14 protein-coding genes and 2 pseudogenes are annotated in these 13,069 nt (G+C 52.6%); 9 read left to right on the forward strand and 7 right to left on the reverse strand.

Features of this window, described 5'->3' with window-relative positions:
* The first annotated feature begins 8 nt into the window (after window positions 1–8).
* The gene (gene chrA / locus AB4P90_RS19395) at window positions 9–1,208 is read left to right on the forward strand and encodes a chromate efflux transporter (RefSeq protein ID WP_395605298.1); all 1,200 of its coding nucleotides are present in this window, start codon (window positions 9–11) and stop codon (window positions 1,206–1,208) included.
* 8 nt (window positions 1,209–1,216) lie between these two features.
* Here chrA and AB4P90_RS19400 read toward each other — a convergent pair whose 3' ends face one another.
* From AB4P90_RS19400 to AB4P90_RS19410, 3 genes are all read right to left on the reverse strand, one after another.
* Window positions 1,217–1,780, reverse strand: coding sequence for a nucleotidyltransferase family protein (locus AB4P90_RS19400; RefSeq protein WP_072433773.1), 564 nt, complete (start codon window positions 1,778–1,780; stop codon window positions 1,217–1,219).
* A 192-nt stretch (window positions 1,781–1,972) separates the two neighbouring features.
* A complete protein-coding gene (locus AB4P90_RS19405; RefSeq protein ID WP_395605299.1) occupies window positions 1,973–2,494 on the reverse strand; it encodes a DUF2846 domain-containing protein in 522 nt (173 codons plus the stop codon).
* Between the two features lie 63 nt (window positions 2,495–2,557).
* Window positions 2,558–3,160, reverse strand: a complete 603-nt coding sequence (locus AB4P90_RS19410) for a hypothetical protein (protein WP_122299345.1) — start codon at window positions 3,158–3,160, stop codon at window positions 2,558–2,560.
* 524 nt (window positions 3,161–3,684) lie between these two features.
* Here AB4P90_RS19410 and AB4P90_RS19415 point away from each other — a divergent pair.
* From AB4P90_RS19415 to AB4P90_RS19435, 5 genes are all read left to right on the forward strand, one after another.
* On the forward strand, window positions 3,685–3,918 hold the full coding sequence (locus AB4P90_RS19415) for a DUF6124 family protein (RefSeq protein ID WP_072433770.1): 234 nt from the start codon (window positions 3,685–3,687) through the stop codon (window positions 3,916–3,918).
* Window positions 3,919–4,219: 301 nt separating this feature from the next.
* Window positions 4,220–4,690: a hypothetical protein gene (locus AB4P90_RS19420; protein ID WP_032874212.1), complete on the forward strand. Its 471-nt coding sequence runs from the start codon at window positions 4,220–4,222 to the stop codon at window positions 4,688–4,690.
* Between the two features lie 151 nt (window positions 4,691–4,841).
* The gene (locus AB4P90_RS19425; RefSeq protein WP_395605300.1) at window positions 4,842–5,219 is read left to right on the forward strand and encodes a GFA family protein; all 378 of its coding nucleotides are present in this window, start codon (window positions 4,842–4,844) and stop codon (window positions 5,217–5,219) included.
* A 401-nt stretch (window positions 5,220–5,620) separates the two neighbouring features.
* Window positions 5,621–5,851, forward strand: coding sequence for a DUF6124 family protein (locus AB4P90_RS19430; protein ID WP_106111508.1), 231 nt, complete (start codon window positions 5,621–5,623; stop codon window positions 5,849–5,851).
* Between the two features lie 145 nt (window positions 5,852–5,996).
* Window positions 5,997–6,404, forward strand: coding sequence for a GFA family protein (locus tag AB4P90_RS19435; RefSeq protein WP_200601335.1), 408 nt, complete (start codon window positions 5,997–5,999; stop codon window positions 6,402–6,404).
* On the opposite strand, the gene AB4P90_RS19440 is transcribed toward AB4P90_RS19435, so the two are convergent.
* Window positions 6,377–6,823 carry a GNAT family N-acetyltransferase gene (locus AB4P90_RS19440; RefSeq protein ID WP_395606107.1) on the reverse strand — a complete coding sequence of 149 codons (447 nt, stop codon included), beginning with the start codon at window positions 6,821–6,823 and terminating at the stop codon, window positions 6,377–6,379. The genes AB4P90_RS19435 and AB4P90_RS19440 overlap by 28 nt on opposite strands.
* A 455-nt stretch (window positions 6,824–7,278) precedes the next feature.
* Between AB4P90_RS19440 and AB4P90_RS19445 the strand changes: the two genes are divergently transcribed.
* The gene (locus AB4P90_RS19445) at window positions 7,279–7,512 is read left to right on the forward strand and encodes a DUF6124 family protein (RefSeq protein ID WP_169912643.1); all 234 of its coding nucleotides are present in this window, start codon (window positions 7,279–7,281) and stop codon (window positions 7,510–7,512) included.
* Between the two features lie 195 nt (window positions 7,513–7,707).
* Here AB4P90_RS19445 and AB4P90_RS19450 read toward each other — a convergent pair.
* Window positions 7,708–7,877: pseudogene (locus AB4P90_RS19450) on the reverse strand (IS110 family transposase); the annotation flags it as partial.
* Window positions 7,878–8,042: 165 nt separating this feature from the next.
* Between AB4P90_RS19450 and AB4P90_RS19455 the strand changes: the two are divergent.
* Both AB4P90_RS19455 and AB4P90_RS19460 read left to right on the forward strand, forming a co-directional pair.
* Window positions 8,043–8,975: a hypothetical protein gene (locus AB4P90_RS19455; RefSeq protein WP_198790793.1), complete on the forward strand. Its 933-nt coding sequence runs from the start codon at window positions 8,043–8,045 to the stop codon at window positions 8,973–8,975.
* A gap of 2 nt (window positions 8,976–8,977) precedes the next feature.
* Entirely contained in the window at window positions 8,978–9,508 is a 531-nt protein-coding gene (locus AB4P90_RS19460) for a restriction endonuclease (RefSeq protein ID WP_395605301.1), read from the forward strand.
* 129 nt (window positions 9,509–9,637) lie between these two features.
* On the opposite strand, the gene AB4P90_RS19465 is transcribed toward AB4P90_RS19460, so the two are convergent.
* Complete coding sequence (locus AB4P90_RS19465; RefSeq protein ID WP_395605302.1) at window positions 9,638–11,755, reverse strand: hypothetical protein; 2,118 nt, start codon at window positions 11,753–11,755, stop codon at window positions 9,638–9,640.
* A gap of 153 nt (window positions 11,756–11,908) precedes the next feature.
* Window positions 11,909–13,068, reverse strand: a pseudogene (locus AB4P90_RS19470) (IS3 family transposase); the annotation flags it as partial.
* Window position 13,069: the final 1 nt, after the last annotated feature.

Here is a 13,069-nt window from a genome sequence, read left to right on the forward strand (position 1 = left end):
ACATCCCCTTGCCCCAGCTTACCGATCACCGCAGCCGCCCCTGGTCAGTGTTCCTGATCTTCCTGCGCCTGGGCCTCACCTCTTTCGGCGGGCCGATTGCACACCTGGGCTATTTTCGCCAAGAGTTCGTCACCCGCCGCCGCTGGCTCAGCGAGCGCAGCTATGCCGAACTGGTCGCCCTGTGCCAGTTCCTCCCCGGCCCGGCCAGCAGCCAGGTCGGTATCGCGTTGGGCCTGTCCCAAGCAGGTTACCGGGGCGCGGCGGCAGCCTGGGCCGGGTTCACCTTGCCGTCGGCCATCGCCCTGATTCTGTTTGCCCTGGGGCTGGCCCACTACGGCGGCGCCCTCCCCCATGGCGCGCTGCACGGCCTCAAGGTTGTCGCCGTGGCGGTGGTGGCCCAGGCCGTGTGGGGCATGGCACGCAACCTGTGCCGAGGCGTTTTACGGGTGGCGTTGATGTTGATCGCCGCCTGCGTGGTGCTGCTGCAACCCTCCGCCTGGGCTCAGGTCGGGGTCATGGTGGCTGCAGGCGTGGCTGGCCTGCTGTTGTTCAAGCCCGAGAGCAGTGCCGAGCCCGACGCCCTGCCCATCGCCATCAGCCGCCGCACCGGAGCCCTGTGGTTGATGCTGTTTTTGCTGTTGCTGGTGGCCTTGCCACTCCTCGCCGCATGGGCGCTCAACCCCACGCTGGCGCTGGTGGACGCCTTCTACCGCACCGGCGCGCTGGTATTCGGCGGCGGCCACGTGGTGTTGCCATTGCTGCAAGCCGAAGTGGTGCCCAGCCAATGGGTCAGCAACGATGTTTTCCTCGCCGGCTACGGCGCCACTCAAGCTGTGCCCGGCCCGCTGTTCACCTTCGCCGCCTTCCTCGGTGCCTCGATGACCCACGCCCCGAGCGGTTGGCTTGGCGGGGGGATCGCGCTGCTGGCGATCTTCGCCCCGTCGTTCCTGCTGATCTTCGGCGCCTTGCCCTTCTGGGCCAACCTGCGCAAAAGCCCGCGTACCCAGGCGGCGCTCGCCGGGGTGAACGCGGCGGTGGTTGGCGTGTTGTTGGCGGCGCTGTACCAGCCGGTGTGGACCAGTGCGGTTTTCAACGGCTATGACGTGGCGTTGGCGTTGCTCGCACTGGTCGCGTTGATGGTGTGGAAGCTGCCGCCATGGCTGGTGGTGTTAGGTTGCGGCGTACTCGGGGGGTTACTGGATTTGTGAGCGGGGGCTCAGCCCGGCTCGACAATCTTGAGCCACGGCCAACGCGCCTGATAACTCCTGGCCTTGTGCAAAAACAACGCCGGCTCCGGATGCAAAGGGTTGATGCGCAAGACACCCTGCTCCACATCCTCCAAGCCATAAGGCGCATACACCTCGCCCGAGGCAATATCCAGCGCAATGCACGTACCCGCCACCAGGTAACGGTCAACCCCTTGCCGGGCCGAATGCAACTGCGGGTAAGGCCGGCCAAACCGCTGCCCATACCAAAGGTGCACCCGCGCCTGATTCCTGACCTCCACATTCACCCCCAGGTCTTGGAATAGCACCTGCGCCGCACGAATTACCGCGTCTTCCGCCTCGTAGGACAGGTCCTCGTCAAAGTAAAAAACGTCGTAGTCCTTCACGCCCTGAGCCGCCGGCAGATTCGCCTGATGGTTCCACACCGCCTGGAACAAACAGCCCGCCGTGAGCAAGCACTGCTGCACACCCAGATCCGGCAGGCGCGCGGTGATTTGCGCGTTGATAGGATTGGCCATGGCCAATTCGAGCAAGGTGTCGACAGTCAATGTCATGTTCAGTCCTCCATCGTCAGCGCCAACCATAACACCTGAATATGGCACTCCTGTAGGAGCAAGCTTGCCCGCCAAGCGCCCTGCCCTGGCTGATGATTATCCCTTCACTCAATAGCTCGCCCACTCGCCGCGTCTTCCTAATCCACGTAAAACGACTCGGCGAGTTGGATGTTGATGAAGTGGGGCGGGGGGTTACCGTGCGGTTGCCGGCAGCTCCTGGCACCACTTGATAGAACGCAGCGCTTCCTCGGCAGGCACAAGCGCGTAGCGCGAGTAAAACATTGTTCCGCTGAAACGACGGCCGTCGACTTCACCCAAGGTCTGCCCATCCTTGTAGTCAGAGGTGCTGAGTTGATCGGCGGTGTAATACACCTTGCCATTCTCGACGGTGATATCGAAACGCTGGTTAACCATACCGCTGATGATCGGTGGCGAAGTGGAGGCGACGCTGTGCTTACCGGCGGAAATGCCAGCCTTGAAAAAACTACCGGAAGGCAAGCTGCCGACGGTGCGGCCATCGACCTGAATAGTCGGGGCGACCCCGCCACCGATGCTCGCCGCCGTGCGATAAAAGTAAACCGTGGCCTCATCCGCACGAGGTTCCGCCGGTGACGTGAAGAACGGTTGGCCTTTGAGGTCCGGACCACTGATGCAACCGGTCAGTGAGGCCAGGGCTGCGAACAGGCCGACCCAGAGTAGCGTAGAGCGCTTCATGCATGAATTCCTTGAACGTGGATCAATGGGCGTCGGGTTTGATGACTGTCACCGGTACCGGCTTCAAATCGTGCACAACCCTTTACCGAAGTCAGTGGCATCAGAACTCGGCCAAGGCGCAAAACCACTCTTCGGTGTCAGATTCACGATGTTCCGGTCCTTGAGCATCGGGTACTTGCGCTTGAGCGCCTGCACCGTGTCATCGGCATTGTTCACGTTTGACAGGCAAAAGCGCAGGGCATCGACGCGCAGATCACCGATATAGAGAGTTTCCCCGGCCTTCACCGAGAAAACCGCAGGCACCGGGCGCGGCATCGACTTACCCGCGTAATACACGTAATGCCACTGCGTGTACTCATACTCACCCGGTGGCACTTCATACATGAAGTAATGACCCAGCACAGAGGGTGATGGCTGATCATCTTCATTGCCCAGCGTCGTCAGCCGTAATACGGTGCCGGGGGCTCCCTGTTGCTTGATCTCAACCACCAGCCCATGGGGCTGCATCATCGGAAAGCTCTCACCAACCGAACCCACGATGATCGCCTTACTTGGGTCCGGTGCGTGCTTGCCGTCGTAGCGTGACGTCGCGCAGCCGGACAAAAGGGTCGCGCAAAGTGCGACTGCGCCCCAGACGAGATGTTTACTGCTGACTTTCCCTAGCATTGGTTTTTTTCCGATCAGTAATCTTGCAGTTCGTGGAGCCCAGCCGAGCGAACCAAACGTTCGCACATCTGATGCTTCGTTGCTGGCTCGTCGGCCTCTATTGTCCAGCTACCCGCACCTTGATAACAACCCACGCTTGACCCACTCTTGTAGGAGCGAGCTTGCTCGCGAAAAACCCAAACGATCACGCAGCGCCTGAAGGCAAAATCCGATTCCCCTGCCGCACCTTGCTCCATTGCCTACGCCTGCGTCAGAATCCGCCGGCTTGTGCGCTGAGGTGGCCGTCTCTAAGGTGGCTCGGTCGCTGAATTGTTCAGTGATTCGGGTTTAGTAGCCTGAGCTTGGGTATCTATTAGTGCATGAGTTTCATCAATCAGACAGTGCGTCTGTGCTTGATGGTGGCTGTGCGTAGGGCGTCTTCGGGCGCGCCGGCTTTAGATATCCACCGGTCTACTAACCTGCGTACAGCTGCCACCCACTGTTTAGTAGCGGAAAGGTGGTGGCATCACTCAGGATGTCTACTCATGCCAAAAGCAGATTCAACAACGCTCTTCACCGTCGCCCCCAACACCAGCAACGAAACCCTCATCACCAACAGCTACGAAACCTTCACCAGCGTCAGCACCCTGCTGCTCGACCTGTCCGAAGACCTCAACGGCAAACACCGCGACATCGCCCTCGCCATACACCAACTGAGCGAACTGGGCGTACTCCTCACCGCCAGACTCCTCGACCGTGAAGCGCCTTGCCCTGGCTGATGATTAGCTCTTCGACTCATTAAACCGATGACTCGCCGCGTCGTTGTAGGCCACATACAACGACTCGGCGAGTTGGCGCTTGATGGCATTGGGGGATTCCAGCCTCGTTACAAAATCCTCTGCTTTGAGTGCCTTGCCGCCGACGCGGTTGAGTCATTCATGAAACGAAGACGGGTGGACCTGACAACAAGAGCGGTGACCGCTTTCGGCCACGAGCAATTCATCGCGATCAGAAAGGTTTGACGACAGCGCGTCGCTCTCCCACCCTGTTTTGCCACCTATTTCTTCGCTAGGCTAACTTATGTCATTCGCAACTGTAGTGCTGCTCGACTCCTGGCCACAGCCAAGTACGTCGCCCGAACCCGTCGTGTTTGTCACGGACACTCAGCTATGTTTACGGTATTGCACCGCTGGGGAAGAAATAGCTGTAATCCATTTTCCGCTAGTTAAAAAAATTCAGTTCGGGTCACCAAACGACGAGGCTTTGGGCGGCCACCCGCTTATTGGACTTGGTCTAAAGCACTACCAAATTCATCGAATAGATAATTCCCCTTGGCTAGCAGAGCTTGAGCAGAGAAACGCCATTCATCCGCGACATGATAAACAGCGATTTCTAAAAGATGCCATCCATTATGTCTTTACATTTCAGGACTCTACTCTGGAATGCATCGTAATTGAGGGGCAATTCTGGCATCCGAAAGTACAAGTCTTTGCGTCGGAGCAGAAGGCAAGGGAAGTCTGGCGGGAACTGATAAATGACGTGGGCGCATGATCTCACTAGCCACGAGCGGATGACCGCTTTGGAGTGAAAAGGGCAAAGATTTATTTTTTTGTCTAAAAATAACCCCCTCGCCTTTCCCCAATCGGTCGACTGACTAGAGTGGGGCAGTTACGCTGACGTTTTCTGCATGACTGGAAAGCGCATGTACCAAGGAAGCTGCTTATGCACAGCCGTCACTTACGAGCTATCCGCAACGCCGAAAGCAGTGAGCCATTGCCATTGCAGCCAGTGCCGCAAAGGTCACGGGGCCGCATTCGCTTCTTACGGCAGTGTTCCTCGTGACGCACTACGGGTACTTTCCGGCACCACCAGCATCAGAACCTATGCATCCTCAGAAAACGTGTTACGCGAATTTTGCTCGCATTGTGGCTCGACATTGTTCTGGTCACGGACTCAAGGCGACTTTGCCGACTGGGTTTCGATAGCCTTGGGCACGCTCGACACATCCTTCATACCTGAAAAGCAAAAACACGTTCATGTCGACTCCGCAGTGCACTGGTACACGCCATCCGAAATATAGAGCCAGGGTGGCTGTCACTCCTGTAGGAGCGAACTTGAACTCGCGAAAACCCCAAACGATCACGCAGCGACTGAAGGCAAAATCCGATTCCCCTGCCGCACCTTGCTCCATTGCCTACGCCTGCGTCAGAATCCGCCGGCTTGTGCGCTGAGGTGGCCGTCTCTAAGGTGGCTCGGTCGCTGAATTGTTCAGTGATCGGGTTTAGTAGCCCACCTTAGACCTAACAAGTGCACACGCTTCATCCATCAGACGTTCGCGTCTGTGCTTGATGGTGGCTGTGCGTAGGGCGTCCTCGGACGCGCCGGTTTTTGTTAGGTTCCACCGGTCTACTAACCTGCGTACAGCTACCGCCCTTATTGTTTAGTAGCGATGGGGAAGTGGCCCAAGCAAGGAACTTAACCATGGTTAACGATTCAACCACCCTCTTCACCGTCGCCCCCAACGCCAGCAACGAAACCCTCATCACCAACACCTACGAAACCTTCACCAGCGTCAGCACCCTGCTGCTCGACCTGTCCGAAGACCTCAACGGCAAACACCGCGACATCGCCCTCGCCATACACCAACTGAGCGAACTGGGCGTACTCCTCACCGCCAGACTCCTGGACCGCGAAGCGCCCTGCCCTGGCTGATGATTAGCCCTTCAACTTGCTAGCCCGATAAACCGCCGCGTCGTCGTGAGCCACCTACAGCGACTCGGCGGTTGGGTTTGATGGGTAGGTCGACTGACTAGAGCGGGACGGTTACGCTGACGTTTTCGCATGACGGGAAAAGCGAATGACAACGGTGTATCAGGGAAGCTGCTTATGCGCAGCCGTCACTTACGAGCTATCCGCCACGCCCAAATCAGTGAGCCACTGCCATTGCCGCCAGTGCCGCAAAAGTCACGGGGCCGCATTCGCTTCTTACGGCAGTGTTCCCCGTAACGCACTACGCCTACTTTCCGGCGCCAACAGCATCAAAACCTATGCATCCTCAGAGGCAGTGTTGCGCGAATTTTGCACGCACTGCAGCTCGGCATTGTTCTGGTCGCGGTCTCAAGGGGAATTCGCCGACTGGGTGTCGATAGCGCTGGGCACGCTCGATACGCCCTTCATAGCTGAAAAGCAAAAACACGTTCATCTCGACTCCGCAGTCCACTGGTGCAGCTACCCGCCTCAGAAACCGCCAAGCTGCATGATATGAGTCGCCTGGGCATCATCTGTTCGCTTGAAGCCACAGCGCTCATAAAAGGCGCTTCCTTCAGCCGTATCCGTGAAAAGACGCACGACCTGAAACCTGAAAGCGGCACGTTCAACAAGCGCCTTTACCAGCGCCTGCCCGACATGTTGCCCCCTTGCCGACGCTGCGACGTACACCCGCCGCAGTCTGGCCACATCATTGTCAGCATAGGGATCAACTGAAACACCTCCGATGCCTATCAGTTGCCGATTCAAATAGGCCGCCATCAGACACTCGCCGGGTGCATCAAAGCGGTTTGCTCCAGAGTGCCACTCGTTAATCAGACGAGTGAGAAACCTGAAACCCTCGCCAACGGCTTCCTTTTCAAGCACTTGTATCTGGCGCGGAAGGTGGGTGATCCGTTGAACCTCATATCGTTTCATCCATCCCAGCCTCCAATATGAAACTCGTACAATGCTAACAATTTCGTTTGAGGTGATGAACACTGCAAGGTGACTCCTGTAGGAGCGAGCTTGCTCGCGAAAACCCCAAACGATCACGCAGCGCCTGAAGGCAAAATCCGATTCCCCTGCCGCACCTTGCTCCATTGCCTACGCCTGCGTCAGAATCCGCCGGCTTGTGCGCTGGAGTGGCCGTCTCTAAGGTGGCTCGGTCGCTGAATTGTTCAGTGATCGGGTTTAGTAGCCTGAAGGTTAATCCAGACAACGTGCACAAGCTTCATCGATCAGACATTGCGTCTGTGTTTGATGGTGGCTGTGCGCAGGGCACCTTCGGGTGCGCCGGCTTTGTTTGGATTCCCCGGTCTACTAACCTGCGCACAGCCGCCACCCTTATGTTTAGTAGCTAAAGGATGATGGCCCTAAACAGGAATTCAAACATGCTCAAACCAGACTCAACCACGCTCTTCACCGTCGCCCCCAACGCCAGCAACGAAACCCTCATCACCAACAGCTACGAAACCTTCACCAGCGTCAGCACCCTGCTGCTCGACCTGTCCGAAGACCTCAACGGCAAACACCGCGACATCGCCCTGGCCATCCACCAACTGAGCGAACTGGGTGTACTCCTCACCGCCAGACTTCTCGATCGCGAAGTGCCCTGTCCTGGGTGATGATCGGCTCTTCAGGTCGATGACTCGTCGCGTCGTTGTAAGCCACGTACAACGACTCGGCGAGTTGGCTTTGGATGACTTTGGTAAGCGCAGCCGCGGCGCAAAAGCCTCTGCGATCACAAAAGCGGCGACTGCTCTCAGCCCCAGAAGCAGTCAGCTGTGATATGCCATATTCAGCACCAAGCGCCCTTAGGAGTACGCCGTGCCACACGATTCCATCACCCACTCGACTGGTTCCACCTGCTGCTGTATATATCGCCGAGATGCTCACGCCTAAGGCGGTAGTGCTGACTCACTTGACCGACACGGACACTGTCGGAAACCTGGTAAACGGACTTGGCCAAATCAACCGCTGTGCGCTTAATCGTCGCTGCTCCCTTGCTAAAGCCACCGACCATGCAATTTCTTCTGCTTTCGGTGCAAGTGGGGTTGATTACAAAAAACAAGTCCCTCATTCATTCGAAAGTGTGGCGTGTCGCCCATAGATTAACTGTTATCGCCTTTGACAAGGCATCAGATGTGAGAAAAAAATGAAAAGAATTGGGCTATTAAACGGTTTTACTTACGAAGCAGACCAGCTGAAAAGTGCGCTTAAGCACATATCCGAAGTTGAAGGTTATGAAATTGAAACCCTTGATGATTTTAACCTTCAGGAAACCGTTTCAGGAGCCATATGGGGGCTTATTAATTTATGCGATGTGCTTATTGCTTTTGTTAGCAGCAATACTGAAAGTCTCTATTACCAAATAGGGCTTGCGCATGGAGCAGGAAAACCAGTAATAATTGTCACTGACCACGAACACTCCTTACCTCCAGAAATTAGAGGGCAGCGCATTTTAAGCATATCTCAGCGAAGCCTTTTTGATGACAATTTTATTTTTCAATTAAAGGAGGCAATTGAAGATTCAGCGCGCAGAAAGTCTGGTTATCTCGGCCCTAGAAGCGAACATAAGCAATACCCAATATCGCAGGACTTTAGACCCTCAGAAAACTTTCGAGACCTTTTTGCTGCGGAGGGCCCTAGGAGAGGCAGGCTATTTGAGAGGTGGTTTGCCGAGGTAGCCTCTGGAATCGAAGGCTGGGAAGTAATAGAGTCCGAGGCCCAAAACCCAAGAGGTAGAGGCTTTGACTTAGTAATTTGGAACTCGCAAGATGACTCCGAACTTGCAGTTTTGGGAAACCCAATAGCTGTAGAAATAAAAGCTATTGGTTCAATGAACTCTTCAATGCTGCATCATTTCCTTCATATGAGCAAAAAATCCGGAATAAAAGGGCTTATTCTAGCCACTACCGGATTGAATGATAGAAGAACTAAAGACTTACTCAGCAGATTGAGGGCTGAGGAAGGTGTAAATGCGATCGCGCTAGACCGAGATGATCTTATAAATGTAAAAAACCCTAGTGATATGTTATTTCTGGTGAAATCTAAAGTTAGGGAGCTACTGTATGGGCAGGAGTTCTAAAAATGTTTGACATAAATAACTTTAGAGCTCTAATAGCCAGTGTTGATCGGGCAACTACCAACCAAGAAAAAGGGCTATCTTTCGAGCTTTTGTCAATATATATGTTCGAACATCTTGATGGCGTTGATGTTACTGAGCATGACATACGAATGCCTTCTGAAGAAATAGATATTGTCCTTTGGAATGCTCAAACTGAAGAAATATTGAGGCCATGGGACTCCATAATATTGGTGGAGTGTAAAAATTGGAGCGCAACTGTAGGAGCTCCCGTGCTGGATAATTTTATCAACAAAGTTAGACGGCGCGCTCTAACTACAGGAATTTTCGTTGCAGCCAATGGAGTCACTGGTGGATTCGTTAGGGGCGATGGAACAGATCCTGGAGCTGTTGGAATTTTAACAAGTGCCTTACAGGACGGAATCAGGGTTATTGTTATTACAATGAATGATATTCGAACCATCACATCTCTTGATGACATTAGAGCTTTGATAAAGAAACGGTATTGCGGCCTATATGTTCATAAGGTTTTATAAAAATAGCAGGCCGCACATGCTCGCGGCGCTCTAATTTGAGTCGCCGCGATCGTCTGACCTTGAAAAAACACTTCGTGTCACGCCACTTTCAGAATACGTTAGGCCTTTTATTTAACGATCAGAAAGATTTTAGTCCCTACACCCACCTCTGCATTCTGGAAGCTCAAAATACATCAGCTTAGTTAAAGATGCGCTACCAATATCGGTGCGAACTTTCAGGACCTGAAGCTTGTCCAGTTGCATTTTTGCTATTCCACCGTCGTCAAGATAGACAACAAGGTCTTGTGTTGTAAAATCATCTTCCTTCCAAAATTTTTTAATTGGTAGCCCCTCTCCTTCAATCTTTCCACGCAAAATAACGTTTATAAACTCATGGGCCTGTCTACTAGGGTGTTCCCCTTGTTTGAATCCAGTGAAAAGTCGATTCGCAGTTATGACGGCGGTGTGAATTGAACTCACCGGAACATCCCACTTCAAAGACTTTAATAGCTTTTCTTTATTTCCAGATTTTTCCAACCAGCGTTTCCGGATGCTCAATTGCTTTTCGGCAGTTTTCAAATGTTCAAATGTATTGCTCAGTTCGTGCGCTGAGCAAGGCAGGTATGAATTTTTACACTCAAAGACAAATAAATGACCATCTCGCCAGCAAAATATGTCGGTTTCGCGCTTGCCGTCTATGTTGTACTCATGCCCCGTTTTTACTTTAAAACCGGCTTTCGTCAAAGCGCTAGAAACAGCTCCTTGCATAGGGTCATTTTTAGGATCGATCAGTTTTTGCCTGAGCCCATTGGCAATCGCGATATTTCTTGCCAAGTTTGAATACCCGATCACTGCCGGAGCCAAGACGTACCACTCACCGGCCTTGATGAATGGCCTATATTGTATATCTACGAATTTATGCGCTGTATCAAGACTGAGAAGTTCAATAGCCTCTTGCGCCTTTTCTTTACCAATCAACAGAGAAAGCTGTTGCAAGAAAACGTCATTTTTTATAATCGGCAAAGTTGACCTAGCCCTCAAAATACGTTTCTCTTTTGAGTTTTCAATAGCGTTGAAGTGCTCATCGAATATCGCTTTCAAAAATCGAAAATATCTCTGAATATGTATTGCGTCACCTGCAGTAAGAGTCCTGCCAATCAGAATTCTTCTCGGATCATCTGACTCTCTTTCAAAGTTTTCTATACTAAGCCCCACGAGCTCGGATACTTCATCTGAAAACAAAAAATCCCCAGTCAGTATCGGAAGAGCTGTAAACGGAACACATACGACGTAACGACTAATTGGCTCTTTTGCCAAAATCACACAACTACTGAAATCGCCTTTGAACTGCAGGCTAACAAACTCCTCAATCGATTCAAAAGGAGGAGTTGGCTTAAGCCAATATTGTATCCCTCTAGCCCTTATATAGATTTGCTTATTAGTTTGAATATAGCCTAACTGAATAGTTTTATCGAAATTCTCGTTTTCAGAAAACAAATGATAAGTTCCGCCTTCAACAGCGACAGTGTACGGCATTGATTCAACTTTATATTCAGCCTCTCTTAAATCCTGCAACACTGCAGCATCCATCAATATCTCGCCATAGGAGTTATCAAAATTGCCAGTCATTGAGTCATCCACATGTTGCCAATCGTGAAGAGAAAACCCGACTTTTTCTCTCATTAAATTAAATATATAAGAATACGCCTCGGCCATATCCTCCTGGCTCCATCTACGCAGATCGTTCGATGGCATCTCAGGATCACCCCGCCAAGGTAGTGAAAATAGGTGATTGACGAATGCCAGCAAAGATTTCAAAACATACTTCTTCTTTGCATGCAACCTTGCAACAAGACGCTTATAAATTTTTTCTGCGTCGCGACTAATTTGTATTAGATTTTTGAGAGAAATCAAATAATTTATTCGGTGCGCCTGGACCTCTGCAAGCAACGAATCCAAAGAAAATATGGCATCAATCACCCTCTGAATTCCACCTGCTCGAAACTCATACTTGGACATACTTAGAATGCCGCTTCGCCTAATACGTGCAATTGCTCCATCCGCATCGACGATTATCATGGCAAGCGTTATTGACACCGCTGCATGATGTTTGTTTGACTTAAGGTAGCTTTCAAGCAGCTCAACTCCGCCCTTTAAGTCTTCTTTGGCTCGCGATATAGTAGAAATCTTTCTAGCCTCAGCATGAATCCGAGAAACCCCTCTAAATTTCTCTAACTCTTTTGCAGTTTCAAAGATATTCAAGCTCATGCGCTTTGACCTCATTATTGTAATACATAAAAATAACTGCGACATCGTGAACATCTAACGCAGCGAAAGCAATATGAAATAAAAAGAATCGCTGCAAACGTAGGAAACAGAGTGGCATTGCCGCGTCCTTATTCTACAGGACTGTAGTGGGCAACTAATCCCGGACACGACGTTAAGTTTTTCCTCGGCCCGCGCTGGCGCCACCCCCTCGTTGAATTGATGAGGCCGAATCCAGTTGTAGCGACGCATCAAAAAATGGCTGATATCGCGCTGTGCTTCCTGCGCAGTTCGATAGCCCACGGTCGGTATCCATTCTGTTTTCAAGCTGCGAAATACGCGCTCCATCGGTGCGTTATCCCAGCAGTTTCCTCGTCGGCTCATGCTCTGTCGCATGCGGTATCGCCACAACCGCTGGCGAAAGAGTCGGCTTACATATTGCGATCCCTGGTCCGAGTGGAATAGCAGATCCGAAGGCCTGCCACGCTGCTCGTAAGCCATATCCAGCGCTTTGATCACCAGCTCAGCGTCTGGCTTTTCCGACAGCGCCCAGCCCACGATGCGACGCGTACAAAGATCCAGGACGACAGCCAGGTAATGCCACTTTCCTTGCGCCCAAATTTAGGTGATATCGCCGCACCAAACTTGATTGGGCGCTGGCACGTCGAACTCGCGGTTCAATGTGTTCGGGATATCCAGTCTTTCTACTGTTGCTCGTTTGTAGGCATGGGAGCCGGGTTGTTTGCTGACTAAATCAAGCTCGCGCATCAAGCTGCGCACTTTGAATCGACCGATCTGCTCACCGTCTTCACGCATCAGCGACAGGATGCTGCGACTGCCCGCAGAGCTGCGACTTTGCGAGAACAGCTCACTGACGCGACTTCGCAATCGAAGCCTTTCAACATCGGGCGTGCGGCGCCGCAGGCGCTGGGCGTAGTAATACGAGCGCGTGACGTCAAACACCTTGCACAGCCAATCAACCGGCTCATGTGCACTCAACTGGTCAATCAGCGCGAACGCACGTGATCTTCCGACATCAAGAGCGCGGTAGCCTTTTTTAATATGGATTTCGCTCGCTCAAGCCGAGCGATCCGTGCCTCCAGTTCCTGAATTTTTTGCTGTTACGGTGTCAGCGCCTTGCTCTACGGGGTGATGCCTTTATGTTCTTTCTGAATCTGGTCAACCCAGCGGCGCAATGCTGACTCACCAATGCCGAGTGAACGGCTGGCTTCGATGTAGCTGTAGTTTTGTTTGAGCACGAGGTCGGCAGCCTCGCGCTTGAATTCAGGAGTAAAGGAGCGGCGTTGTTTGGTCATC

This window comes from Pseudomonas sp. B16120, from assembly GCF_044218845.1.
In the GTDB taxonomy this organism is placed as follows: domain Bacteria; phylum Pseudomonadota; class Gammaproteobacteria; order Pseudomonadales; family Pseudomonadaceae; genus Aquipseudomonas; species Aquipseudomonas paracarnis.